This is a genomic window from Burkholderia sp. Ax-1724 (assembly GCF_011752995.1).
Classification (GTDB): Bacteria; Pseudomonadota; Gammaproteobacteria; order Burkholderiales; family Burkholderiaceae; genus Paraburkholderia.
On sequence record NZ_VWWL01000003.1, the window covers coordinates 16,575 to 40,050 of the forward strand.

At 66.8% G+C, this 23,476-nt stretch carries 22 protein-coding genes; 14 read left to right on the plus strand and 8 right to left on the minus strand.

Annotated elements, in window-relative coordinates; translation table 11 throughout:
- Window positions 1-13 precede the first annotated feature (13 nt).
- Window positions 14-136 (plus strand): hypothetical protein, encoded by a 123-nt coding sequence (locus F3J19_RS32950; RefSeq protein WP_275692051.1) that lies wholly within the window; start codon window positions 14-16, stop codon window positions 134-136.
- On the plus strand, window positions 133-1,191 hold the full coding sequence (locus F3J19_RS04080; RefSeq protein WP_167038082.1) for a lysylphosphatidylglycerol synthase domain-containing protein: 1,059 nt from the start codon (window positions 133-135) through the stop codon (window positions 1,189-1,191). Before F3J19_RS32950 ends, F3J19_RS04080 begins: the two co-directional genes overlap by 4 nt.
- Before the next feature lie 44 nt (window positions 1,192-1,235).
- Here F3J19_RS04080 and F3J19_RS04085 read toward each other — a convergent pair whose 3' ends face one another.
- Together F3J19_RS04085 and F3J19_RS04090 are read right to left on the minus strand one after the other, a co-directional pair.
- The gene (locus F3J19_RS04085; protein WP_167038084.1) at window positions 1,236-2,639 is read right to left on the minus strand and encodes an ATP-binding protein; all 1,404 of its coding nucleotides are present in this window, start codon (window positions 2,637-2,639) and stop codon (window positions 1,236-1,238) included.
- On the minus strand, window positions 2,636-3,295 hold the full coding sequence (locus tag F3J19_RS04090; protein ID WP_167038086.1) for a response regulator transcription factor: 660 nt from the start codon (window positions 3,293-3,295) through the stop codon (window positions 2,636-2,638). The genes F3J19_RS04085 and F3J19_RS04090 overlap by 4 nt, the downstream gene beginning before the upstream one ends.
- Window positions 3,296-3,659: 364 nt before the next feature.
- Here F3J19_RS04090 and F3J19_RS04095 point away from each other — a divergent pair, with 364 nt between their 5' ends.
- The 3 genes from F3J19_RS04095 to hpnK are packed head-to-tail and all read left to right on the plus strand — an operon-like array spanning window position 3,660 to window position 6,204.
- Window positions 3,660-4,007: a hypothetical protein gene (locus F3J19_RS04095; protein ID WP_167038088.1), complete on the plus strand. Its 348-nt coding sequence runs from the start codon at window positions 3,660-3,662 to the stop codon at window positions 4,005-4,007.
- Window positions 4,008-4,019: 12 nt separating this feature from the next.
- A complete protein-coding gene (gene hpnI, locus F3J19_RS04100; protein ID WP_167038090.1) occupies window positions 4,020-5,396 on the plus strand; it encodes a bacteriohopanetetrol glucosamine biosynthesis glycosyltransferase HpnI in 1,377 nt (458 codons plus the stop codon).
- Window positions 5,386-6,204 (plus strand): hopanoid biosynthesis-associated protein HpnK, encoded by an 819-nt coding sequence (gene hpnK, locus F3J19_RS04105; RefSeq protein WP_167038092.1) that lies wholly within the window; start codon window positions 5,386-5,388, stop codon window positions 6,202-6,204. The genes hpnI and hpnK overlap by 11 nt, the downstream gene beginning before the upstream one ends.
- Window positions 6,205-6,387: 183 nt before the next feature.
- Here hpnK and F3J19_RS04110 read toward each other — a convergent pair whose 3' ends face one another.
- The 3 genes from F3J19_RS04110 to F3J19_RS04120 are packed head-to-tail and all read right to left on the minus strand — an operon-like array spanning window position 6,388 to window position 11,988.
- A complete protein-coding gene (locus F3J19_RS04110; protein WP_167038094.1) occupies window positions 6,388-9,447 on the minus strand; it encodes an efflux RND transporter permease subunit in 3,060 nt (1,019 codons plus the stop codon).
- The gene (locus tag F3J19_RS04115) at window positions 9,444-10,607 is read right to left on the minus strand and encodes an efflux RND transporter periplasmic adaptor subunit (RefSeq protein ID WP_167038096.1); all 1,164 of its coding nucleotides are present in this window, start codon (window positions 10,605-10,607) and stop codon (window positions 9,444-9,446) included. The genes F3J19_RS04110 and F3J19_RS04115 overlap by 4 nt, the downstream gene beginning before the upstream one ends.
- Window positions 10,597-11,988: a TolC family protein gene (locus F3J19_RS04120; protein ID WP_167038098.1), complete on the minus strand. Its 1,392-nt coding sequence runs from the start codon at window positions 11,986-11,988 to the stop codon at window positions 10,597-10,599. Before F3J19_RS04120 ends, F3J19_RS04115 begins: the two co-directional genes overlap by 11 nt.
- A gap of 332 nt (window positions 11,989-12,320) precedes the next feature.
- Between F3J19_RS04120 and F3J19_RS04125 the strand changes: the two genes are divergently transcribed.
- The 3 genes from F3J19_RS04125 (at window position 12,321) to F3J19_RS04135 (ending at window position 15,324) form a co-directional block, all read left to right on the plus strand.
- Window positions 12,321-12,983, plus strand: coding sequence for a response regulator (locus F3J19_RS04125; RefSeq protein WP_167038100.1), 663 nt, complete (start codon window positions 12,321-12,323; stop codon window positions 12,981-12,983).
- An 8-nt stretch (window positions 12,984-12,991) separates the two neighbouring features.
- On the plus strand, window positions 12,992-14,356 hold the full coding sequence (locus tag F3J19_RS04130) for an ATP-binding protein (RefSeq protein ID WP_167038102.1): 1,365 nt from the start codon (window positions 12,992-12,994) through the stop codon (window positions 14,354-14,356).
- A gap of 110 nt (window positions 14,357-14,466) precedes the next feature.
- Window positions 14,467-15,324, plus strand: coding sequence for a ProQ/FinO family protein (locus F3J19_RS04135; RefSeq protein WP_167038104.1), 858 nt, complete (start codon window positions 14,467-14,469; stop codon window positions 15,322-15,324).
- A 122-nt stretch (window positions 15,325-15,446) separates the two neighbouring features.
- On the opposite strand, the gene F3J19_RS04140 is transcribed toward F3J19_RS04135, so the two are convergent.
- The gene (locus F3J19_RS04140; protein ID WP_167038106.1) at window positions 15,447-16,796 is read right to left on the minus strand and encodes a TAXI family TRAP transporter solute-binding subunit; all 1,350 of its coding nucleotides are present in this window, start codon (window positions 16,794-16,796) and stop codon (window positions 15,447-15,449) included.
- A 229-nt stretch (window positions 16,797-17,025) separates the two neighbouring features.
- Here F3J19_RS04140 and F3J19_RS04145 point away from each other — a divergent pair, with 229 nt between their 5' ends.
- From F3J19_RS04145 to F3J19_RS04170, 6 genes are all read left to right on the plus strand, one after another.
- Window positions 17,026-17,472, plus strand: a complete 447-nt coding sequence (locus F3J19_RS04145; RefSeq protein ID WP_167038108.1) for a DUF2946 domain-containing protein — start codon at window positions 17,026-17,028, stop codon at window positions 17,470-17,472.
- Between the two features lie 315 nt (window positions 17,473-17,787).
- On the plus strand, window positions 17,788-18,642 hold the full coding sequence (locus tag F3J19_RS04150; protein ID WP_167038671.1) for a hypothetical protein: 855 nt from the start codon (window positions 17,788-17,790) through the stop codon (window positions 18,640-18,642).
- Window positions 18,643-18,654: 12 nt separating this feature from the next.
- Complete coding sequence (locus F3J19_RS04155; protein WP_167038110.1) at window positions 18,655-19,029, plus strand: copper resistance protein CopC; 375 nt, start codon at window positions 18,655-18,657, stop codon at window positions 19,027-19,029.
- Between the two features lie 492 nt (window positions 19,030-19,521).
- The gene (locus tag F3J19_RS04160) at window positions 19,522-20,187 is read left to right on the plus strand and encodes a CsgG/HfaB family protein (RefSeq protein WP_167038673.1); all 666 of its coding nucleotides are present in this window, start codon (window positions 19,522-19,524) and stop codon (window positions 20,185-20,187) included.
- A 173-nt stretch (window positions 20,188-20,360) separates the two neighbouring features.
- On the plus strand, window positions 20,361-20,729 hold the full coding sequence (locus tag F3J19_RS04165) for a DUF4810 domain-containing protein (protein ID WP_167038112.1): 369 nt from the start codon (window positions 20,361-20,363) through the stop codon (window positions 20,727-20,729).
- 10 nt (window positions 20,730-20,739) lie between these two features.
- Window positions 20,740-21,411 carry a DUF799 domain-containing protein gene (locus tag F3J19_RS04170; protein WP_167038114.1) on the plus strand — a complete coding sequence of 224 codons (672 nt, stop codon included), beginning with the start codon at window positions 20,740-20,742 and terminating at the stop codon, window positions 21,409-21,411.
- Between the two features lie 50 nt (window positions 21,412-21,461).
- Here F3J19_RS04170 and F3J19_RS04175 read toward each other — a convergent pair whose 3' ends face one another.
- Window positions 21,462-22,349, minus strand: a complete 888-nt coding sequence (locus tag F3J19_RS04175) for a LysR family transcriptional regulator (RefSeq protein WP_167038116.1) — start codon at window positions 22,347-22,349, stop codon at window positions 21,462-21,464.
- A 233-nt stretch (window positions 22,350-22,582) separates the two neighbouring features.
- Window positions 22,583-23,467, minus strand: coding sequence for a LysR family transcriptional regulator (locus F3J19_RS04180; RefSeq protein ID WP_167038118.1), 885 nt, complete (start codon window positions 23,465-23,467; stop codon window positions 22,583-22,585).
- Between the last annotated feature and the right edge of the window lie 9 nt (window positions 23,468-23,476).

Below are 23,476 nucleotides of genomic sequence, written 5' to 3' on the forward strand. Positions count from 1 at the left end.
GGTTGGGCAGCGAATGATCGACAAGGTTTTCAAGGAAGCAGGCGGGCGCGGTTCGCAACACCGCCTGGTCGCGGCGGCACGCGTGACGAAGCGCCCGGCCGCCATCACCACGGCCTGCGAGGTCGGCGCGCGATGAAGCATCTCGGTCGCGCGGCCGCGCTTGCGGGTCTGCTCATTTCATTGTGGCTCGTGTGGCGCGAGGATCCCAGCGCCGTGCTCGGCGCCTTGCGCGCGGCCGGCGCGGGCCTCGTGCTGGCCGCGCTCGCGCACGTGCTGCCGATGATGGCCAACGCCTGCGACTGGCGCTCGCTGATTCGCGGCGCAAACCGTCCGAGCTTCGGCAGGATGCTGCATCTCGTGTGGGTGCGCGAGTCGGTCAACAGCATGCTGCCGGTCGCGCGGATCGGCGGCGAGCTCGTCTCGTTCCGCATGCTGAGGCGCTGGGGCGTGCGCTCGTCGACGGCGGTCGGCAGCATCGTCGTCGATATGCAGTTGACGGTCATCAGCCAGTTGCTGTTCACGATGGTCGGTATCGGCTTCCTGTTCGCCCACGCACAATCGGGCACGCTGCGGCTCGCCGGACAGCTCGCGTGGGGCGTTGTGGTGCTCACGCCGCTGCTCGTGCTGTTCGCGCTCGTGCAGCACGCGAATCCGTTCGAGCGCATGACGCGTGCGCTCAACCATATGACGAGCGGCAAGCTTGCCGAGCTCGTCGGCCAGTCGGCGCAGATCGACCAGGCGATCAAGCTGATCTGGCGTCGCCGCGCGGTCATACTGCGCTATCTGTTCTTCTGGCAGCCGCTGCAATGCTTCCTGACGTCGCTCGAAATCTGGCTCGCGCTGTATTTTCTCGGCGTGCACGTGACGCTCGTCGAAGCGGTCGTGATCGAGTCGCTGATCCAGGCGATCAGCAGCGCGGCGTTCTTCGTGCCAGGCGGGCTCGGCGTGCAGGAGGGCGGCTTCATTCTGATCGGCGGCGCGCTCGGCATCGATCCGGCGACTTGTCTCGCGCTCGCGGCCGCGCGGCGGATTCGCGACCTGCTGATGTTCGTGCCGGGGTTGATCGCATGGCAGTTCGCCGAGTCGGCCGGCAACCGGCCCGCCCAGACCGTGCCGCATGACATGCGGGCGGAACTGGCCGAGCAGGGTTCGGCGCTCGGCGAAGCGAACCTCGAACGCGGCCGGCGCTGAGCGTTGCGCCGCGCTCGGTGCATCGTGCTTCAGTGCGGCGTGCTTCAGCGCGTCGCCCCGTAAGCCGGAAACGACACCTTCACCGCCAACCCGCGCTCGCCGATACCCGCGCCCAGTTGCAGGCTCGCGCCGAAGTGCTCGGCGATCCGCGCGACGATCGATAGACCCAGCCCGCTGCCCGTCGCCTGATTGCCGGGCGCGCGGAAAAAACGGCTCGTGAGCCGCGCGAGATCGTCGGGCGCGACACCTGGGCCGTCGTCGCGCACGCACACCTGCACACGCTCGTCGGCATGCTGCACGGCCACTTCGACCGTGCCGCCCGCGCGCCCGTACTTGATCGCGTTATCGAGCAGATTGTCGAGCAGAATGCCGATCAGCACCGGCTCCGCGTCGATCTCCGCGAGCAGGTCGCCGGTCAGCATCACGTTGATGTGTTTCTGCTGCGCGTTGCGCAGATTCGCGAGCAGCGTGGTTCTGGCGATCGTCGCGGGCTTGAGTGGCTCGGTCGGCAACTTCTCCTGCGCGTCGAGGCGCGCGAGCAGCAACAACTGCTCGGCAAGCCGCGCGCTGCGATCGACGCCTTGCACGACGCGCTTCATCGCGAGCCGCTGCAAGGCGACGTCCGGTTCGGCGAGCGCGACCTGGGCCTGCACCTTGATCGCGGCAAGCGGCGTCTTCAGTTCGTGCGCGGCATCGGCGGTAAACGCGCGTTCGCGTTCGAGCGAATGGTGCAGCCGCGACAGCATCTGGTTGATCGCGTCGACGAGCGGGCGCACCTCGATCGGCGTGCGGCCGATGCCGACCGGCTCCATGCGGTTGATGTCGCGCGAACGGATCGCCACCGAGAGGATTTTCAGCGGCGCGAGACTGAAGCCGATGCTGATCCACACGAGCAGCGCGAGCACCGGCAGCGCGATCAGCGTGGGCCGCGCGATGCGGCTCGCGACTCCGCTCACGAGGTCGCTGCGCGTATTGGCCGGCTCGAATACGCGCACGCTATGGCCGAGCGTCGTGTCGCGCAGCGTGAACGAGTGATAGAGCTGGCCGCCCAGCACGATGTCCTGCGCGCCGCTCGCGGCGCGCAGCGGCAAGTCCCAGGCGGCGAGCGCGTGTAGTTGCGGGCTGCCCGCGAGAACCTCGCCGTTAGCCTCGCGCACCTGGAAGAGGGCGTCGCGCGGCAGCGTGTCGTCGTCGTCGAGCAGGCTTGCGCCGGGCTCGCCGCCTTTTTCCTCTTCGCGCACGTCGATGCGCGCATTGGCGAGCGTGCTCAGGTTGGTCGAGTCGAGCAGCGCGAGAATCTGCGCCAGTTCCGCGAGACGCGCCTCTTCCCATTCGCCGACTTCGCGCGACGCCTGCCGGTAGCTCGAGACGAGCGCGATGCCCCACACGAGCGCGATGCTCGCGAGCACCAGCAGCACGAGACGCCGGCGAATCGACGGGCCCATCACGGCTTCTCCATCACATAGCCGATATTGCGCACGGTCTTGATGAGGCCCGCGCCGAGTTTCTTGCGCAGGTTCGACACGTGGACCTCGATCGCATTGCTTTCGATTTCTTCCTGCCAGCCGTACAGGCTTTCCTCGAGTTGCGAGCGCGACTGCGGAATGCCGAGATGGGTCAGCAATTGCAGCAGGATGGCCCATTCGCGCGAGGTGAGCGGCACGCGCGTCTCGTCGATCTCCACCGTTTGCGCGGCGGGGTTCACTGTCAGATTCTGGTAACGAATCAGATCGATACTGCGACCTTGTGCGCGGCGCAGCAGGGCCCGGCAACGCGCGATCAGCTCGGTGAGATCGAAGGGCTTGCCGAGATAATCGTCGGCGCCCGCTTCGAGACCGCCGACGCGCTCGATCACGCTGCCTTTCGCGGTCAGCACGAGCACCGGCACGTCGTTGCCGGCGTCGCGCAGCCGCTTGAGCAGCTCCATGCCGCTCACGCGCGGCAGGCCGAGATCGAGGACGATCAATGCATAACGGGTGGTGTCGAGCGCGAGGCTGGCCTTGTGACCGTCGCAGGCCCAGTCGACCGTGAAGCCGGCCTGGCGCAGACCGGCTTCGACACCGCAGCCGATGAGCTCGTCGTCTTCTACGAGGAGTACACGCATGGGGCAGAGATTCCGTTTTTCAGGTTTATTGCATAACTCCCGGCGGCTTGTGCAAGCGCCGGGGCGCGGCATCCTGGTGGGACGATGCCGTTCGTCAGCTACTTCATACCATAGGTTTGCTTAAGGTATCCTTCAGCTTGAATCGATACCATCGACGCGCTATTTATGGATGGTCGCCGCGGGTTGCGAGATGCGCGCGAGGCCATCGGGTTGTCAGATTGTCGAAAACTTATCGCAAGGACTTCGACTGATTGACGCGGTAGATATTTCAGGCCGATCGGGGCGTCGATCAACGTGTTCGAGCAGCCCCCGCCGATGACGCCGCGCATCCGTTCAGGCCGCAAGGCCACGCACAAGGCACGTTATGAAGCCAGCCACCATCGACATGCTGCGAGCCCATCTGCTGGTCGCCTCGGTCACGGCCATGGGCGCCGACACGCTGCTGTGCGTCACGCTGCCGATGCTGCCTGTATCCCACACCTTTTTCGCTTCCATGTCGTTCCGTCTGTTCGCGCTCGCGCTGATCGTCGGCGGCGTGGTGGTCGCACGCGAATTCGCGCAGGTCGCGTTCGAATTCGCGGTGAAGCACGATTACGCGACGGCAGGCCGCCATGTATCGCCGGTTGCGATTGCCGCCGGCTGTCCGCGGCGCTGGCTCGTCGTGCTTCATCTGCGCCTGACCGGGCAGGCGTTCGTGCTGGCCGGGCACTGACGGGCACGGGCGATGGTGGCGCAGGTGCTGAATGCATGCCAATGGGTCCTGCTGGCAGGCTGTATCGGCGCAACGCTGTACACGGTGGTGGCCGCCGTCGCGATGCCGTTTTTCGGCGTGCGGCGCGACGCGGCGCCGAAGTGGTTCGCGCATCGATGGGCCCGTCGATCCGCTGCCCGTGGCGATGATCGAAGCGCGGCCGGCGCGGCGCTTGCTCATGCTGGCGGCACCGATACTGCATACACCGCTCATACCCCGAACAGCTCGTGCGTCGAGCCGCCGCCCCGTCATTTCGCGCAGGTCGGCGTCAGTGTACTGAAGCCGCTGTGCGGCGCCGAACCGCGTCTCTACGAAAATCTGCGCACGTTTTGCGAGCAGCGGCACGGGCATTTTCAGCTGGTGCTCGGCGTGTCGTCGCCGCACGATCCCGCGATTGCGGTCGTGCGCCGCTTGCAGGCCGCTTATCCGCGGCACGACATCGAACTCGCGATCGACACGCGCGTGCATGGCAGCAACCTGAAGGTCAGCAATCTCATCAACATGGCGGAGCGCGCGCGGCACGACGTGATCGTGATCGCCGATAGCGACATCGCCGTCGACGCCGATTATCTCGACAGCGTGGCCGCGCCGCTCGCGGACCCGGGCGTCGGCGTCGTCACCTGTCTTTACGTTGCGCGCGGGGTCGGAGGTTTCTGGCCGCGCGTGGGCGCGCTTTTCATCAACGAGTGGTTCGCGCCGTCGGTGCGCGTCGCGCATGCGTTGGGCTCGCGCCGTTTCGGCTTCGGCGCGACGCTCGCGCTGCGGCGCGCGACGCTCGAACGCATCGGCGGCTTCGACGCGCTGAAGAACTGTCTCGCCGACGACTACTGGCTCGCCGAGCACGTGCGCGCACTCGGTCTGCAAACAGTGCTCTCGCATGTGGTGGTCGCGACCGACGTGATCGAGCCGACCTTCGCCGCGCTCTGGCAACGTGAAACGCGCTGGCTGCGCACGATCCGCTCGGTGAATCCGCCCGGTTTCATGTCGTTGCTGATTACGTTTCCGACGCCGTGGCTCCTGACGAGCGCATGGCTGAGCGCGACGTTTGCCGCCCACGCCTGCGTGCACACGCCGTTCGCATCGCAGTACGCCGTGGTTGCGAGCGCGACGGCGAGCGTGGTCTGCCTGGGGGCGCGTTTGCTGCTGCATCTGCGTGCCGCGCGGCGCGAGCGCACCTTCTGGCGCGATCTGCCGCTCGTGCCGCTGCGCGACACCCTGCTCGCGCTGCAATGGCTCGTCAGCGCGTTCGGCTCGCACGTCGTGTGGCGCGGCGCGCGCATGGGACTCGAAACGCCGGCTGCCGAGCGCGGCGGACGGCTTCCCGCCATGGAGCCCTCGGATGGCGGCTAAGCCACGCGGCCTGATCGTGACCGCCGACGATTTCGGCTTGCACCCGCGCGTGAACTGCGCGGTCGAGCGCGCGCATCGCGACGGTGTGCTGCGCGCGGCGAGCCTGATGGTCGGCGCGCCGGCCGCGAGCGATGCGATCGAGCGTGCGCGCAGATTGCCGCAGTTGCGCGTGGGTCTGCATCTGGTGCTCGCCGACGGCGCCGCGCTCGCGCCGCGCGCGGAGATCGCCGCGTTGCTCGACGAACACGGTCGCTTCGGCAGCAACATGGTGCGCGACGGTGTGCGGTTTTTCTTTCTGCCGCACGTGCGCAGACAACTCGCGCGCGAAATCCGCGCGCAGTTCGAGGCCTTCGCCGCGAGCGGGCTCACGCTCGATCACGTCAACACGCACAAGCATTTTCATCTGCATCCGACCGTGCTCGGCCTGATTCTCGAGATCGGCCGCGACTACGGCATGAAGGCGATGCGCCTGCCGTTCGAGGCCAATGCGCCGCTGTGGCTGCGGCCGTGGATCGCGCAGGTGAAGAGGCGTCTCGAACGAGCCGGCATCGCGCATAACGACTACGTGGTCGGGATCGCGGCGAGCGGCCGGATGGACGAAGCGGCATGGCTTGCCGCGCTCGCCGATCTGCCGCATGGCGTCGGCGAGATCTACTGCCACCCGGCGGTCGAAGGCGAGGCGCTGAGCGCCGGCATGCACGACTACCGTCATGCCGACGAATTGCACGCACTGCTGTCGCCGCGGGTGGCCGCCGCGATTCGTGCGCTTGGCGCGCCGGTCGGCGGCTTTGCGGACGTGCTCGCCTGACGCGTCGATGGGGTGGCGATGAGGTGGCAATGAAGCGTCGTGGCGCGGATTCGATGCGGATGCCGCGCGACTCCGGCGCGATATCAACGCACGGCACGGCAGCAGCCAGGTCAGCAGGTACGGCTCGTAGCACGGCACGCCCGGCACGAATGAACCCGGCGCGCCGCGTCACCCGGCGACACCTCACACCGTCTGCTTCTTCATCAGCAGCCTCAACAGCGCCGGCAACAGCAACAGCACGAGCGGCAACTGCACGATCAGCCCGGAAATGATCGCGACCGCGAGCGGCTGCTGCATCGCCGAGCCTTGCCCCAAGGCAAATGCGAGCGGCAGCAGCGCGAGAATCGCGGCAATCGTCGTCATCGCGATCGGGCGCAGCCGATTGCGACCGGCGCTCTGCAGCGCTTCGTGAAACGGCATCTCCTCGTCGCGCACCAGCGCCTGCAATTCCGACACGTAGAAGATCGCGACCTCGGTGACGATGCCGACGATCATCGTCATCCCCATCATCGCCGAGATGTTCAGCTCGATGCCGGTGACCCACAGGCCGATGAACACCGCGCCCGCCGCGAGCAGCGGCATCGCCAGCACCGCGAGCGCGACGCGCAGGCGCTCGTAGAGAAACAGCAGCAGGCCGAACACGAGCGCGAGCGCGGCGCCGAACACGGTCAGGAGCCCCTTGAACGCGATCTGCTGTTGCTGATACAGGCCGCCCAGTTCGTAGTAGACGCCGGCCGGCAGCAGGTTCGCGTCGCCGAGCGCTTTCTGCACGTCGGCGATCGTCGAGCCGAGATCGCGGCCGTCGATGCGCGCGGTCACCGCGACCATGCGCTTCAGATTCGAGCGGCTGATTTCGGGCTGGCCCGTGACGGTCACGCGATCGGCGACGCGCTTGAGCGCAAACAGATGCCCGTCGGGCGCGCGAATCTGTAACTGGCCCAGTTGCGTATCGGTGAGTTCGCGCGCGCCGCTCACGCGCACCCGCACGCCGACCGTTTTCGGGCCGCTCTGGAACTGCGTCGCGACATTGCCTTCGAGCATGTCGGTGACGGCCTGCGCGATCGCTTGCGGGTCCATGCCCTCGGCCGCCGCGGCAGCGGGCAGGATATGCAGCTCGAGCGCATCGCCGGCCGGGTTGATGCCGTCGTCGACGTCGACGATGCCCTGAATCTGGCCGATACGCGCCGCGACCTTGCGCGCGGTGGTCTGCAGCGTGTTGGTGTCGTCGGAGAAGATCTTGATCTGCACCGGCTGCGGCACGGCCGTCAGGTCGCCGATCAGGTCTTCCATCAGTTGCGCGAGTTCGATGTTGACGCCCGGCACCTGCGTTTCGACCCGCGCGCGGATTTCTTCCATCACGGTCTCGATCGGTTCGCGTTTGCCGGACTTGAGCCGCACGAAGAAGTCGCCCTTGTTCGGTTCGTTCAGATCGCCGCCGAGACCCGCGCCGGTGCGGCGCGAATAGGTCGCGACGTTCGGATTCGCGCGGATGATCTGCTCGATCTGCTTCATGAGCCGGTCCGTTTCGGTGATCGAGGTGCCCGGCTGCGTGTGATAGTCGAGCACGAAGCCGCCTTCGTCCATGCTTGGCATGAAGCCGCTGCCGACGCGCGTGAACGCGAACGCGGCCACCACGACGAGCGGCAGCACGCCGAGCAGCACGAGCGGCGGCCGTGCGATCACGCGCGCGACCAGCGCCGCATAGCGCCGGTTCAGCCACGCGGCGAGGCGTGTTTCCGCATGCTCCTCGGCGTCTTCGGGCTTGAGCCAGTGGTCGCACAGAATCGGCACCGCGAGCCAGGTGACGAGAAACGAAATGAACAGGGCGCTTGCCATCGTCACCGACAGCGCCTTGAAGAACGCGCCCGTCACGCCCGACAGAAACGCGAGCGGCACGAAGATAATCAATGTCGCCGCCGACGAACCCGCGAGCGGCCGCGTGAATTCGAGCGCCGCGGCCATCACGCGGCCATGAAACGCGTGCGCGCCGGCCTCGCGCATGCGCCGCACGATGTGCTCGATCATCACGATGGCGTCGTCGATCACGAGGCCGACCGCGGCGGCCATGCCGCCTAGCGTCATGATGTTGAAGCCCATGCCGAACACGTCGAGCAGCAGGATCGTCGCGGCCATCACGACCGGCACCAGCGCGACCGCGATCGCGGTGATCTTCCCGTTGCGCAGGAAGACGAACAGCGTCAGCGCCGCCAGCACGATGCCGATCAGGATCGCGTCGCGCACGCTGGTGGCCGAGGCGATCACCAGTTCGCTCTGGTCGTACCAGTTCGACAGATGCACGCTCGCGGGCATCTGCGGCCCGAACGCGGCGAGCTTCGCGCGGATCGCGCGCGCCATCGCGACGCTGTTCGCGCCGGGCTGCTGATAGATGTTGAGCAGCACCGCGTCCTGGCCGTCGGCGGTGACGCGCATCCATTGCGGCACGACGCCGGCGCGCACGGTGGCGACGTCGCCGAGGCGGATCTGTGCGCCGTTTGCATTGCCGTTCGCGGAGACCACGACGTTGCGCAGTTCGTCGAGCTGCGTGATCGTCGTGTTGCTGACGACGAGGTAGAGCTTGTCGTGATCCTCGATGCGGCCGTTCGCCATCAACACGTTGCTTGCGCCGATCGCCTTCGAGACGTCCGCGAGCGACAGCTTGTAGGCGGCGAGGCGCACGGGATCGACCGCGACTTCGAATTCGTCCTGCGCGCCGCCGGTCACCTCGACGCGCGCCACGCCTTCCACCGACGACAGCAGCGGACGCATCTGGAACTGCGCGAGATCGCGCAGCGCCGAGAGCGACTGCTGCGTCGAGGTCAGGCTGTACGCGAGCACCGGAAACACGGTCGGGTCCATGCGCCGCACCTGCATCGTCGTGCCGGGCGGCAGCGTCGCGAGAATTTCGCTGATCGCCGATTGCGCCTGCAAGGTCGCCTGCGCCATGTCGGTGCCCCAGTCGAAGTTCAGCGAGATTTCCGCGGCGCCGCGGCTCGTCGTCGAATCGACGTCGCGCACGTTCGGCACGCGCCGCAGCGCTTCCTCGACCGGCATCGTGACGAGCGTCGCCATCTGCTCGGCGGGGCGATCGCCGACATCGAGCGAGACGACCGCGCGCGGAAACGAGACGTTCGGAAACAGCGAGATCGGCAGACGGAACGCGGCGAGCGCACCCGCGATCGCAAGCAGCGCGATCACGAAGAGGAGCGAGCGGCGATGCGTCTGCATCCATTGGCCGAAGTTCATCGCGACGCGTCTCCTCCGGTGCGCACCGCCATGCCGTCCGTCAACTCGTAGTTGCCGCTGACCACGAGCCCGAGCGCGGCATCGAGCGAGCCGTCCACGCCATAATTCGCGCCGTTTTCGACCGCGATCGTCACCGCGACGCGGCGGGCCTTGTGTTGCGGCGTGATCTGGAACACGTACGCGCCGTGGCTATCCTTCAGCACGGCCGCGCGCGGCACGATCCAGTGCGTGCCGGCGCGCGTCGCGACATCGGCGGCGACGCGCGTGCCGGGGATGAACGGCGTCTGCGCGAGCGGCACGTCCGCGCCGATATTGACCAGTTGCGATTGCGGGTCGATCGCGGCGCCGACGAAGACAACGCGGCCCGTGGCCGTGGTCTGCGCGAGCGCGGCGGAGAGGCCGCGCAAGGTCACGGTGTCGCCGGGATGGATCGCGCCCGCGTCGGCGGGTTCGACGCCGAGCGTGAGGTTCGCGCGGGCGGTTTGCCGGGTGGTTTGTGTATCGCCGGCGCGACCGCTCGCGAGTTGCAGGATCGCCGCGCCGGCCTGCACCTGGTCGCCTTGCGCCGCGGATAGTTGCAGCACTACGCCGTCGAACGGCGCGTTCACGGTCTTGTCGCCGCTCGCGACGCCGGTTTGATGCTGCGCGGCGAGCGCCTGCCGCGCGTCGTCGGCGGCTTTGCTCGCGCTCGCGAGTTGCGAGCGCGTGGCAAGCCCCTTGTCGTAGAGCGATTGCGTGCGTGCGAGCTCGCCCTGTGCGAGCGTCAGCGCGCTCGTCGCCTGGGTGGCGGCCAGCACGGCGGCGGGGTCGGCCTGCACGACGAACAGCGGCGTGCCGCGTCTGACGCTCTGGCCGGCCTGCACGCGCATCTGCACGATGCGCGCGAGGTAGGGCAGGTTGATCGTCGTGACGCTCGACGCGGAGGTGGCAACGACGCCGAAGCCGCGCACCGGTTGCGCGATTTCGGCGCGCTGCACGCGCACGGTCTGAACGGCCACCGACGGTTGCGGCTCGGCGGTGCTACTGTCGGCTGCATGAGCCGCAGGCGCGGAGGCGTACCACAGCACGGCGCAGGCGAGCGGCGCCGCGACGGCCACCGTGGCCGCGGTGGCGACGGCGCGCGGCCACGACCGCAACGGTGAAAACAGGCTATTTCGCATGAGTGTCGATGAATGTCTGGGCGGATGAGAAGGCATCGGGAATCGCGCTGCCGAGCAGCGCCTGCAAACCGACACGTTGTTCGGCGAGCGATTCGCGCAGCGTCGCGACGTCGATACGTTTCGTGAGCGCGGCGCTTTGCGCATCGGTGTAGGCACCGAGAGCGAGGTCGTGATCGGCGTAGGCCGCGGCCGCCTGCCGGGCGGCGTGCTCGACGTCGGGCAACGCGGACTCGGTCTGCTGCAACTGCCGCGCGAGAATCGCGCTGTCCTCGCGCAGATGCGCGACGTCCGCGTAGGCCTCGTTCAGGCGCGTCTGGTATTCGTCGCGCAGCCGCGCACGTGTGGCTTTTTCGATTGCGACGTTGCCCTGGTTGCGGTTGAAGATCGGCAGGCTCAGGTTGATCTGGAAGCCGCTCGTGTAGATGTTCGAGGTGTCGCGTGCCCGCACGAAGCCGACCGACAGGCTCGGGAACTGGCTCAGAATCGCCGCGCGATATTTCTGCTCCTGGGCTTCGTAGCCGGCTTGCAGCGCGATCAGATCGGGGCGGCGCTGCGCGAGTCTCGCGAGCGCCGCGTCGAGCGTGTCGTCCGCGAGCGGCGTGATGTCGCTGTCACCTGCTTGCGTTTGCAATTGCACCTGCACGTCGGGCGCGAGGCCGAGCAGCGCGTTCAGGTCGTGATGCGTTTGCGCGGCCGCGCGTTCGGCGTCGGTGTATTGCTTGCGCGCGTCGCCGTAGGCGAGCAGCGCGGCGCTCAGCACGTCGTCGGTCAGATTGCCGTCGCGGCGCGCCTCGGCCATGCGCTCGTAGCGCGTGCGCGCGAGATCGCGCTGTTCGCGCAGCAGCGGCAGCGTGTCCTGCTGGAAACGCGTCTTGATGAACAGCTGCCGTGCCTGCGCGACGACCTGCCACTCCTGCCACAGCAGGCCGAGATCGGTCTTCGCGAGCGTCGCGTCGGCGGACTGTTTATTCGCGCTGCGCAGCACGATCGCCATCACGTCGATGCTCAGGCCATAATTGAACGCGCGCGTGGTGCCGGCCGCACCCGGGTAATCGCTCGATATGCTCAGTTGCGGATCGGGCAGCAGTCCCGCCGAATAGGCCTGTGCGCGCGCGATGCCGAGATCGTCGCGGGCGAGCTTGAGATCGGGATTGTTGGCGACCGCGAGCATCGCGACTTCGTCGATATCGAGCCCGTCCGCGGGATCGAAACGATGCGCGGCCAGTTCGGGCAGCGGCATCGTCGCCGGATCGATGCGGATGCGTTCGAGCGAGCGCGTCGATGTCGAGGTGTCTTGCGGCGCGAGCGGTTCGCGATGGTAGATCGCGCAGCCGCCGAACAGCAGCGCGCACAGCGGCGCGAGCAGGCGCAGCCGGCGCAAGGGGCGAAGGCGAGGGCAGCGGCGGGGCGCCGAAGCTGTCGCCGCCGATGCGGGCGCTGCAAAAGCCGCCGCCGTAGCGTGAAAAACAGGCAAAATCCGGCTCCTGAAAGAGGTCGGGGCCATCACGAACAATCACGAACGGATGCCGCGAAATGGAAGCCGATTCTGCTCAACGGGCGCTTAAGACATGCTTAACGTGCCTCGATGCACGACGTTGCGGGCACCATCGCCATGCGCCGCGGCACGCCGACGATCTCATCGGAGTCCTGTAAGGAACCGTTAAGCTGCTGCATTCGATAATGCCGCGGCCCACACCGCACGAAGGAGAGGCCATGCGCCTGCTATTGGTCGAAGACGACGAGATGATCGCGGAAACGGTGCTCGGCGCGATGCGCCGCGCCGGCTATGCGATCGACTGGGCCGAGGACGGCCGCGCGGCCGAACTGTCGCTGGATAACGGCGTGTACGACCTCGTGCTGCTCGATCTCGGCCTGCCGAAGAAAGACGGCATCGACGTGCTCAACGCCTATCGCCGCAATGGCGGTGCCGCGCCGGTCATCATCCTGACCGCGCGCGACGCGATCGACGAACGCATTCGCGGTCTCGACGCCGGCGCCGACGACTATCTCATCAAGCCGTTCGATCTCGACGAACTGGCCGCGCGCATCCGCGCGCTGCTGCGGCGGCGCACCGGCCAGAAGCAGCCGGTCTATGCGCACGGCGAACTCACGCTCGATCCCGCCGCGCACGAAGTCGCGAAGAACGGCGAGCCGGTGCCGCTCGTGCCGCGCGAATTCGCGCTGCTGCAGGCGCTGATCGAGGAACCCACGCGCGTGTTCACGAAGGCCGAACTCGAAGAAAAGCTCTACGGCTGGGGCGAGGAAGTCGGCAGCAACACGATCGAAGTGCATGTGCACAGCTTGCGGCGCAAGATCGGCGCGGACCAGGTCGTCACCGTGCGGGGCGTCGGCTATCGCCTGAAGCGATGCGCATAACGTCGCGCATGACGTCGATCCGCCGCTGGCTGCTCGGCTGGCTCATCTTCGGCATGGCGGCGACCTCGGTGGTCGCGGCGTTCGCGATCTTTCACACCGCGCGGGGCGAGGCGAGCGAGCTGTTCGACTACGAGCTGCGCACCGTCGCGCTGTCGTTGCCGTCGAACCTGCGCGGCGTCGCGCTCGGCAAGCAGCGCGAACCCGATCTCGGCGATCTCGCCGACGACCGCATCGTCATCGAAATCTGGGAGCACGGCGATCAGCCGGTCTACCACTCCGCGCAGGCGCCGGTGCTCGAACGCCTGCCGCCGGGCTTCAACACCGTTCGGCACGGCGATAACCAGTGGCGCACCTTCGGCGTCGACCAGAACGACCGCTACGTGCAGGTCGCGCAACCGGTTTCGGTACGCGAGGATCTCGCGCTGCAGCTCGCGCTGCACACGCTGTGGCCGCTCGGCGTACTGCTGCCGGTGACGATCGTGCTGGTGCTGCTGGTGGTGGCGCGCGGGCTCGGGCCGATCGGCGGCCTGTCGCGCGCGCTCGCCACGCGCTCGATCGATTCGCTCGAACCGTTGCGTCTGGACGGCAGCGTGCCGGTCGAAATCAGGCCGCTCGTCGAAGCGCTCAACGATCTGCTGCAACGGCTGCATACGGCGTCGCAGGCGCAGCGCACCTTCATCGCCGACGCCGCGCACGAACTGCGCTCGCCGCTCGCGGCGCTGAAGCTGCAATTGCAGGCGGCCTCGCGCGACGGCACCTTGAAGGGCGAAGGCCAGGCGCTCGAGCGCGTCGAGCAGCGCGTGAACCGCATCATTCACCTCGTGCAGCAACTGTTGACGCTCGCGCACGAAGACGCGCAGCCGGTCGCGTCGATGGTGCCGGTCAGCCTGCGGCGCATCGGCGAGCAGGCGGTCAGCGACTTTTCGCTGCTCGCGGAGCTGCACGAGATCGATCTCGGGCTCGAATGCGAAGGCGCACGCACGCCGAACGACGCGTATACGGTGCTCGCCGAGCCGCACGGCATGAGTGTGCTGCTCGGCAACCTGGTCAATAACGCGATCCGCCATACGCCGGCCGGCGGACGCGTCGACGTGATTCTCCGGCGCGCCGGCGAGCAGGTCGGCTGCGAAGTGGTCGATAGTGGCTCGGGCATTCCCGAGGCGGAACTCGAACGCGTGTTCGACCGCTTCTATCGCGGTACGGAATCGAAGGGCGAGGGCAGCGGGCTCGGGCTCGCGATCGTCTCGCGGATCGCCGGTCGCCACCGGCTGTCGCTGTCGCTGCGCAACAATTCCGGGCGGCCCGGTTTGAGCGTCGCGGTGTCGGGTCTGCGCGCGCACGATGCCGAAGCGCCGCTGCCCGCCGCGAGCTGACGGTGCGCCCACTCATGCGCCCATCCATATGCCGCTGAGGGTTGTCACGAGGGCGTTTGCGCACGCTGCTACAATCGCGTTTTTACAGATCGACGGATTGGTTGTGCATTATGGGTTTCGAACAACTCGCTGAACTGAAGAAGCAACTGGCGGCGGCACGTGCGGCCGCCGAGTCGGGCGGCAAGCCCGATCGCAAATCGGCTGCGCGGCCCGCTTCGAAGTCCGCCGCCAAGCCGGATGCGCGGTCCGGTTCGAAGCCGGGCGCCAAGCCCGGTTCCCGTCCGGATGCGAAGCCGGGCGCGCGGCCCGCGCGCCCGCCGCAAGCCCAGCCGCAATCGCGCGGCGCGGCCCAGACGAGGCCGGCGGCGGATGCGAAACCGGTGGACCCGGTGGTCCGCTCGATCGGGCGTCTGCAAAAACGCTTCCCCGTGGCATTCCCGAAGAACCCGGCGCCGAAGTTGCCGCTGAAAATCGGCATTTTCGAAGACCTCGTGGTGCATGCGAAAGACCTGTCGCTGACCGAAGCCGAACTGCGCGACGCGATCAAGACGTGGTGCCGTGGCGGCCGCTACTGGAAGAGCCTCGTCGAAGGCGCCGCGCGCGTCGATCTGACGGGCACCGAGGCCGGCAAGGTCACGGCGCAGGAAGCCGCGGGCGCGCAGCGTCTGCTCGCGCATCGCGCGGCCAAGGGTGCGCAGAAAGCGGCGGCAACCGCGAATGCCGCCGCGGGCACGCAGGATGCGGCGGCCGGCAAGCCGCAGGCCGAAGCAGCGGCGGCGGCTGCAAACGGCGACGCCGTGGCCGAACCGGCGAGCGCGCCGGTCGAGGCCCATGCCGTAGCGGCGGCCGAGGCCGATCAAACCAGCCTGCAAGCCGGTTCGCAGCCTGCCGCGCAAGCCGGCGGTGAGCAAGCCGCGCCGGCAAGCACGCAAGCCGATACCCCGGCGGCACCGCCCTCGGAGGCATAAACCGCGAGGGGCCCGTTGCAGGGCACCGCTTCACGCATGAACGGCAAGGTGCCCATGTCAGGGCACCGCTTCGACGCACTGCCCCCGGCACTTTCAGACTTAAAAGGCTCCCTCAGGCCCCCTCAGGCCTCCATCACGGGCCGCGCCGCCGACAACCGGCTGCGCACGAAGCCCACATGTTCGCGCAGTACGTAAAACGCATCCGCGTACGCCAGCGGCATGCGCAGGCGGTTCAGCGCCGCCTCGATCTGATCGAGGCGCGCGAGAAGATGGGCGCGCTCTTCTTCGGTGGCCCCGGCGAGCGCATGCCGTTCGATCGCGATCAGCACCCCGTAGTAGCGATAGATGCGCGAGCGCACGCGCCAGCGGTAGAGCGCCGGAACCACCCGCATCGCGGGCAGGAGCAGCACCGCGACCGGTAGCAGCAGCACGAGCGTGCGGTCGCCGATGCTGGCGATCCAGAACGGCAGCGTGCGGTACAGGAAGCCCTTGCCGGTCCGGTAGTAGCGTTGCGCGTCGTCGCTGATCTGATACTCGTGCGCGACCGGATTCGGAAACTGCCCCGCGTGCTGCAGGAGCCCCGCCTGGCCATGCACTTCCTGCGCCGCCTCGATAAGCAGATCGGAGATCGCCGGATGCAGCGTGCTGCGCGCGACGAGTTCGACGGTCGGGCTGACCAGATATACGGTCTCGGGCGGAATGCGCCGCTTCAGATCGAGCACGCCGGGCGGCAATTCGATCTGGTCGAGAAACGGGAAGAGGCGCGTATAGGCGGCCGCTTCGTCGAAATTCATCACCGAAATGCCGGGCACCTTGAGCAGGCGCAGCATCAGCCCGCGCGTCGCGGAATCGCCGCTGAGGATCGCCGCGTCGACCTTGCCCGCGACCAGTTGCGTGGCGGCCTGCAGGCCGTCGCTTGGCACCAGCGTGGTCGTGCCGCCGGGTTCGATGCCGTTGGCCGCGAGCAGTTGCAGCGCGAGCAGCCGCGTGCCGCTGCCCTCGCGGCCCACCGCGATCTTTTTGCCTTCGAGCTGCGAGAGCTGCGTCAAACCCGTGCCGCGATAGAACACGACGACCGGGACATAGAACAGGCTGCCGAGCGACACCAGCGACGACGTATCGACGCCCTCGGCGACGCCGCCCTGCACGAACGCGAGATCGACGTGCTGTTTCAGATCGAGCAGCCGTTGCAGGTTCTGCACCGAGCCTTCCGATTCGAGCACGTTCAGGTGGATGCCGTTGCGCGCGAGGATCTTGCGGTACTGGTTCGCGGTGACGATGAACGAGCTGTCGCGCGGGCCGGCGCTGATCGTGATCGTGCGCGGCGGCGCCGGGTTCGCGATCCAGACGATCAGCACGACCACCAGCGTGATCGCGAGCGCCGTCAGGAAGTAGGGCATCACGTGGTGGCGCCATTCGGCACGCGTGGATTCGCGAGGCAGAGGCAAGGGACGCGGGCGCTGCGCTTTCATGAACACTCCGTGCCGGAAGCCGGGATCAGGCATTGTCGCCTGCGCGCGGCGGGTTTGCCGTCGGCAGTTTGCTCTATTGACCGCGCCCGGGCGCGTCGGTGGCGCTTAGGCGACGAGGCCGGCGCGCGGACGAGCCGCGGGGCTTGCATGGCATAATTTCGCGCATCTCGCGGTCTATCGATCGAGGACCGTCACTTCGTCGCCTGGCGCCGCGCACACGTTACCCCGCATGTTGACCCGTTTGCACCGGAAGATCGGCAGTTGGCTTGGATTGCTCGCGATCCTGATGACGACGCTCGCGCCGACGATCTCGCATACGCTCGCGGCCCGCGACGCCGCTGCCGCGCTGTCCGGCGCGCATTGCCGGGCGTCGATGGACGGCATGGAGGCCGACGCGATCGGCGCTAGGGCATCGATGCCGGCCATGCGGATGTCGATGCCGATGCACGACGGCGCGCCCGGCGATGCGCCCGGCAAGCACGCGTGGATGTCGGATGGCGACGCCTGCGGCTATTGCAGTCTGCTCGCGCATCTGCCCGTGATGCCGGGCATCGAGACGCTGTTCGCCGTCGCGATCCCTACGCATCGGCAGCAGGTCGCGGTTCGCTTCGACAGCGTACGCCGTGCCGAGCCGCTCGCCTTCGCGCAACCGCGCGCCCCGCCGTTCGCTTCCTGACTCGCATTTTCGACGACGCGCCGCGCCCAGCCGCGCGCGTCCGCTCGCGCACGCTCATACGCCGACGTGCGCCGGCCCGTCGCAACCGAACAGACAGGATCACACATGCACACTCCAGCAACGCGCGGCGGCTCTGCGCCGCGTGCGGCGCCGCGCACCGCTTTCGCGTTGGCCGCCGCGCCGGCGCGGTGCGGCGCTTCGGCCGCATCAGCTACCGTATCGGTTACCACATCGGTCGCCGCTTTCGCGGCCAGGCTGCCGGGCGCGGCCTTCAATGCGGCCTGCAACGCAACCGTCGGCGCGGCCTCGCTTGCCATGCCGGCGGCCTTGCTCACGGCCTTGATCGCGCTGGGCGCGCCGTCGCTCGCCCATGCCCATGCAATCGCGGGCGACCGCGTCTTTCCCTCGACGCTTGCCGTCGACGACCCCGGCGTCGGCGACGAAGCCGACTTCGAGTACGGCCATCAACGCGTACCGGGCGACAACGGCGACCAGAGCGTCAACACGTTCAGCTTCGAATACGACAAGCTGATTACGCCGCGCCTCGCGGTCTCGGTCGACGGCGGCTACGTCATGCAGAACAACCCGGGCGCGCGCGGCTTCGACAACTTCGGCGTCGGCCTCAAGTACCTGCTGTACGTGAACGAGCCGCACGAACTGATGACCTCGATCGGCGTGAACGCCGAACTCGGCGGCACCGGCAGTCGCGCGATTGCCGACAACTTCTCGACGATCTCGCCGACCGTCTACGTCGGCAAGGGCATGGGCGATCTGCCGGACTCGCTCGCCTATCTGCGGCCCGTCGCGGTAACGGCCGAGGCGGGCCCCGCGTTGACCACCGGCGCGGGTCAGCCGAACGCGTTCGACTACGGCTTCACGGTGCAGTACAGCCTGCCGTATCTGCAGCAGCACGTCCACGACACCGGCCTGCCGCAGCCGTTCGCGAACCTGATTCCGCTCGTGGAAATTCCGCTGTCGCGCAGCCAGGGACAAACGACCGGCACGGTCAATCCGGGCTTCATCTGGATGAATCGCTACGGGCAATTCGGCATCGAAGCGCAGATTCCGCTCAACCGGGCAAGCGGCTCGCACGTCGGCATTCTGGTGCAGGCGCACCTGTTCTTCGACGATATCGCGCCCGCCACGCTCGGCAAACCACTCTTTCAGTAACGCAGGAGAACGATGATGAAACAGAACCTGAAGACTCGCGCATTGCGCGCGGCCGTATTGCTCGCCGGCGCCACGCTCGCGAGCGCCGCATTCGCGCATGTGTTTCCGCAGAAGCAGGAGCCGGGCGCGGGCGCGACGATCGCCTCGCCTGCGCAAGTGCGGATCACGTTCGACGGGCCGCTCGAACCGGCGTTCAGCTCGCTGACCGTCACCGATGCGAGCGGCAAGCAGGTCAACGCGCAGAAATCCGCGGTCGATGCGCAGCAGGCCGCCGTGATGACGGTGCCGTTGCCGATGCTCGCCGCGGGACACTACACCGTGCATTGGGTGGCCGTCGCATCGGATGGACATCGCACGCATGGCGATTATGGGTTCGATGTGAAGTAAATGAAGTCGGGGCAATGAGGTGAAATAAGACTGAGATAGGACTGAGATAGGACGCCGGAAAAAAACGGTAGAAAAACCGGTTAAGAAGCCAGGCCGCGTCATCGGGTTTTTAAAAGCATCGATGGCGCGGCTCATATTTCGCCTGTTCCAGAACATCTATCCCAACGCCGAGTCACCATATAAAAAGCCGAGCCGATTTGCAGTAGTTCGAATCAATCAGACAAGGCTTATTTCCTGAAATCGTTGTACACGTACGACGTATTTTGCAAAGCGTGACAGTTCGCGCCAGCCGGCCACGATAAGGTGGCGATCCGCTGGGCGGCGCGACAGGCATCGCGCGAACGCCTGCCGTTCGCGTCGTCATGCAGCACCGCTGCGAAGCGATCCATTGCTCATCATTCAGATCAGGCGACGTCCGCTGCAAAAGAAACGGACGCTTCGCGAAGCTGTTTATCTGGTCTTTCCATCGGGGTCCATCCTTTGAAAACGTCTATGAAGTTCGGCGTGCTGGCGCTGTTTTCCATCGCCGGCGCCTTGGGCGGTTGTGCAACCGAATCGTCGCAAACCTTGCCGGTGCCGGTGGTCTCCAGTGCGCAAACGCCTTATGCCGGCAAGCCGGTCGAAGTCTCGCTCGGCAAATTCGATAATCGTTCGAGCTATATGCGCGGCATTTTCTCGGACGGTATCGACCGTCTCGGCAGCCAGGCGAAAACAATTCTGATTACGCGTCTGCAACAGACGCATCGCTTCAACGTGCTCGATCGCGACAATCTCGACGAGATCAGGCAGGAAGCCGCGTTCATGAAGAAAGCGCAGAACCTGAAGGGCGCGCGTTTCGTCGTGACCGGCGACGTGACCGAGTTCGGCCGCAAGGAAGTCGGCGATCAGCAACTGTTCGGCATTCTCGGCCGCGGCAAAAATCAGATCGCCTACGCGAAGGTCAACCTCAATATCGTCGACACGACGACGTCCGAAGTCGTGCTGTCGAGCCAGGGCGCGGGCGAATTCAGCCTGTCGAACCGCGAGATCATCGGCTTCGGCGGCACCGCCGGTTACGACTCGACGCTGAACGGCAAGGTGCTCGATCTGGCGATTCAGGAAGCGGTCAATCATCTCGTCGAGCAGGTCGATGCCGGCGCGTTGAATGCCGCCAGATAAGCGCACGCCAGAACGGAACACCTCACAAATAGCGCAATGCGGCGCGGCGCGCGATTCGCTTCACGTCCGAAGCCGCGCTTGAAATCACGCTTGAAATCACACTTCATACCGAATTTCTCCCCACGTTCCGCATCGCGCTGCCCACTCTTTTTTCGACTCACCTCATCGATCCAATGAAAACCACCTTCATGACGAAAGGCGCATGGTTGCCGCTCGTCGCCGCCGCGACACTGCTCGGCGGATGCGCGGCGCAACGGCCCGCGCCGCTGTACCAATGGGACGCCTATCAGCCGCAGGTCTACGAATATTTCAAGGGACAGTCGAGCCCGCAGCAGCAGATCGACGCGCTCGAAAAAGCGCAGCAGACGATCCGCGCCCAAGGCAAGACGCCGCCACCCGGTTTCCATGCGCATCTGGGCATGCTGTACGCGAGCGTCGGCAAGGACCAGGACGCGCAGCAGGAATTCGTGGCCGAGGAGCAGCTGTTCCCCGAATCGTCGACGTACATGGACTTTCTGTTGAAGAAGTCCAAACCACAATAAGAGCTACGCCATGCTGAAACTGATTTCCCTGAAGCTCGTGTCGGCGCTGTCGATTCTCGGCCTGCTGGCCGCGTGCGCGAGCCAGCCGCATCATGCGGATTACACCGCGTTCAAGAAAGCACAGCCGCGCGCGATTCTCGTGTTGCCGCCCGTGAATGAGACGGCGGACGTGAAGGCGTCGTCGAGCGTGTTGTCGCAAATGACGTTGCCGCTCGCGGAAGCCGGCTACTACGTGATTCCGGTCGCGCTGATGGACGAGACCTTCAAACAGAACGGCCTCACGACGCCAAATGACATCGAGCAGGTCGCGCCCGCGAAGCTGCGCGACATCTTCGGCGCGGACGCCGTGCTGTATTCGAAGATCACGCAATACGGCTCGGTCTACCAGATCATCGACAGCACGACGGTCGTCGCCGCGTCGGCGAAACTCGTCGATCTGAAAACCGGCGACGTGCTCTGGCAAGGCCTCGGCAGCGCAACCGGCAAAGAGGTCGGCATGAACGTCAACATAGGAGGCGGGCTCGTCGGGATGCTCGTGCAGGCGGCGGTCAGGCAGGTCGCGCATTCGCTGATGGACGAAGGCCACGAGGTGGCGGGCCTGACGAGCGCGCGTCTGCTGTCGGCAGGGCCGCCGAACGGGCTGCTGTATGGGCCGCGTTCGCCGAAGTACGGCACGGATTGACGAGCCGCGCTTGCCACGCCGCGGCCCCCCGGTTGACCCTCAGTTGACCCTTAGCTCCGCTTGAACAACTGCCGCGCGAGCGCGCACATGAGCGTCGTCGCGGGCGATTCGTCCTGCAGACGGCGGCTCATGATGATCGGCGACGCGGCATTGGCCGACGGAATCTGCCGGTACGCGACGCCATGCGCGCGCAGACCCTCGACGCTCTCCGGCACGAGGCACACGCCCACCTGCGCCGCGACGAGACCGAGCGCGGTCTGCAATTCACGCACTTCATGAATCGCCTTCGGTTCGAGCGCCTGATCGTGCATCGCCGAAAGCTGCTGGTCGGCATAGCTCGGCCGCGGCGTGCTCGGATAGACGATCAGCGTTTCCTGAGCCAGCGCCGCGAGCGTTAACGGCTTCTTTTGCCGCGCGAGCGGATGGTCTTGCGGCAGTGCGGCGATCATGCGTTCCTCGACGAGCACTTCGCGCGCGAGCTGTTCGTCGTCGAAACGCAGACGGCCGAAGCCCACGTCGATACGGCCGCCCTTGAGCGCGGCCAGTTGCTCGATCGTGAACATTTCGATCAGCGAGAGCTCGATATTCGGCGCGGCCTCGCGAAACGCGCGGATCACGGCGGGCAGGGCGCCATAGAGCGTCGACGGCACGAAGCCGATCACGATGCGCTCGGCCAGTTGCGCGAGCCGGCGCGTGAGCGGCGCGAGTTCGTCGGCTTCGTCGACGAGCCGTTTCGCCTGGGTGTAGAAAATACGCCCGGCCTCGGTGAGCCGCAAGGGCCGCGAGCCGCGCTCGAAGAGCGGCAGGCCCACGCTCTCCTCGATCTGCTGGATCTGCCGCGAGAGCGGCGGCTGCGTCATATGCAGACGGTTGGCCGCCCGCGTGATGTTCATTTCCTCTGCGACCGCGATGAAGTAGCGAAGCTGGCGAAATTCCATGCATACCTCTCGTGCGTGCCGGACGGCATGCCGGGTGTGTTTCCTTTTTGTCTGTCTGGGCGTGCCTGCTTGTGCCTGCTTGTGCCTGCTTACGCCTGCTGGTGCCCGAGCACGCTTGAGCATGCCCGCCCGTGCTCCCGGTGCAGCGGTCCGGGACGGCAACGAATGATAGCAATAGCCGTGAAATCGCGAGCGCGGCCGCGCATCGTCTGAAGCGATGCGAAGCAGGTTCGCTAGATGCCCGCCAGATGCCGGACCAAGGCTTTTTCCGCGCGCGGCATCGTATTCAGGTCGCGCATGCAGATCAGCAAACGGCGCGTGGCCCACGGATCGCTCAGTTCGATTGTGCGAATACCCGGTGTGCCACGATAGCGCTTCGCGGCCGTGGCCGGCACGATGCCGATGCCCGCGCCCTGTTCGACCATGCGGCAAACGCCGTCGAAAGTGCGCACGTTCGCGCGGAACGCGAGCGCCTGGCCGGCCAGCAACGCGCGTTCGCCGAGATAGGTTTGCAGCGCGCTGTCCGCGCTCAGGCCGATGAACTCACGCTCCGTCACTTCCGCGAGCGCGACGCGCCGGCGCGCGGCCAGCGCATCGTCGCGGCTCGTGACGAGCACGAGTGTGTCGACCGCGAACGGCAGCGTTTGCAAGGCGCCGTGCTCGACCGCATCGGAAACGATACCGATCTCCGCCGTGCCGCTCAGTACCGCCTTGACCGTCTCGCTGCTCTGGCGCTCCTTCAGATCGACCTGCACGTTCGGATGCTCGCGCAGAAAAACCCCGATCGCGGACGGCAGAAACTCGGTGATCGCCGCGGTATTGGTCCACAGCCGGATGCATGCCTTGCGTCCTTGCTGATGCTCGCCGAGCTCGCCCTGCATTCTGTCGATCTGGCCGAGCACGAGCCGCGCATGATGCGCGAGCGTGTCGCCGGTCGGTGTCGACTCGACGCCACGGCGGCCGCGTTCGAGCAGCGGCATGCCGAGCGTTTCTTCCATGCCGCGCAGCCGAGCGCTCGCCGACGGCAGCGACATATGCGTGCGCGCGGCGCCGTGCGTGATGCTGCCGGTATCGAGAATGTGCAGAAAGAGCCGCAGATCGATGAGGTCGAAGCGCATGGGCGAGGG

Coding starts and splice junctions, on each gene's coding strand:
- F3J19_RS32950 (WP_275692051.1), top strand. CDS start 14: ATGATCGACAAGGTTTTCAAGGAAGCAGGCGGGCGCGGTTCGCAACAC.
- F3J19_RS04080 (WP_167038082.1), top strand. CDS start 133: ATGAAGCATCTCGGTCGCGCGGCCGCGCTTGCGGGTCTGCTCATTTCA.
- F3J19_RS04090 (WP_167038086.1), bottom strand. CDS start 3,295: ATGCGTGTACTCCTCGTAGAAGACGACGAGCTCATCGGCTGCGGTGTC.
- F3J19_RS04095 (WP_167038088.1), top strand. CDS start 3,660: ATGAAGCCAGCCACCATCGACATGCTGCGAGCCCATCTGCTGGTCGCC.
- hpnI (WP_167038090.1), top strand. CDS start 4,020: ATGGTGGCGCAGGTGCTGAATGCATGCCAATGGGTCCTGCTGGCAGGC.
- hpnK (WP_167038092.1), top strand. CDS start 5,386: ATGGCGGCTAAGCCACGCGGCCTGATCGTGACCGCCGACGATTTCGGC.
- F3J19_RS04110 (WP_167038094.1), bottom strand. CDS start 9,447: ATGAACTTCGGCCAATGGATGCAGACGCATCGCCGCTCGCTCCTCTTC.
- F3J19_RS04115 (WP_167038096.1), bottom strand. CDS start 10,607: ATGCGAAATAGCCTGTTTTCACCGTTGCGGTCGTGGCCGCGCGCCGTC.
- F3J19_RS04125 (WP_167038100.1), top strand. CDS start 12,321: ATGCGCCTGCTATTGGTCGAAGACGACGAGATGATCGCGGAAACGGTG.
- F3J19_RS04130 (WP_167038102.1), top strand. CDS start 12,992: ATGACGTCGATCCGCCGCTGGCTGCTCGGCTGGCTCATCTTCGGCATG.
- F3J19_RS04135 (WP_167038104.1), top strand. CDS start 14,467: ATGGGTTTCGAACAACTCGCTGAACTGAAGAAGCAACTGGCGGCGGCA.
- F3J19_RS04140 (WP_167038106.1), bottom strand. CDS start 16,796: ATGAAAGCGCAGCGCCCGCGTCCCTTGCCTCTGCCTCGCGAATCCACG.
- F3J19_RS04145 (WP_167038108.1), top strand. CDS start 17,026: ATGTTGACCCGTTTGCACCGGAAGATCGGCAGTTGGCTTGGATTGCTC.
- F3J19_RS04150 (WP_167038671.1), top strand. CDS start 17,788: ATGCCGGCGGCCTTGCTCACGGCCTTGATCGCGCTGGGCGCGCCGTCG.
- F3J19_RS04155 (WP_167038110.1), top strand. CDS start 18,655: ATGATGAAACAGAACCTGAAGACTCGCGCATTGCGCGCGGCCGTATTG.
- F3J19_RS04160 (WP_167038673.1), top strand. CDS start 19,522: ATGAAGTTCGGCGTGCTGGCGCTGTTTTCCATCGCCGGCGCCTTGGGC.
- F3J19_RS04165 (WP_167038112.1), top strand. CDS start 20,361: ATGAAAACCACCTTCATGACGAAAGGCGCATGGTTGCCGCTCGTCGCC.
- F3J19_RS04170 (WP_167038114.1), top strand. CDS start 20,740: ATGCTGAAACTGATTTCCCTGAAGCTCGTGTCGGCGCTGTCGATTCTC.
- F3J19_RS04175 (WP_167038116.1), bottom strand. CDS start 22,349: ATGGAATTTCGCCAGCTTCGCTACTTCATCGCGGTCGCAGAGGAAATG.
- F3J19_RS04180 (WP_167038118.1), bottom strand. CDS start 23,467: ATGCGCTTCGACCTCATCGATCTGCGGCTCTTTCTGCACATTCTCGAT.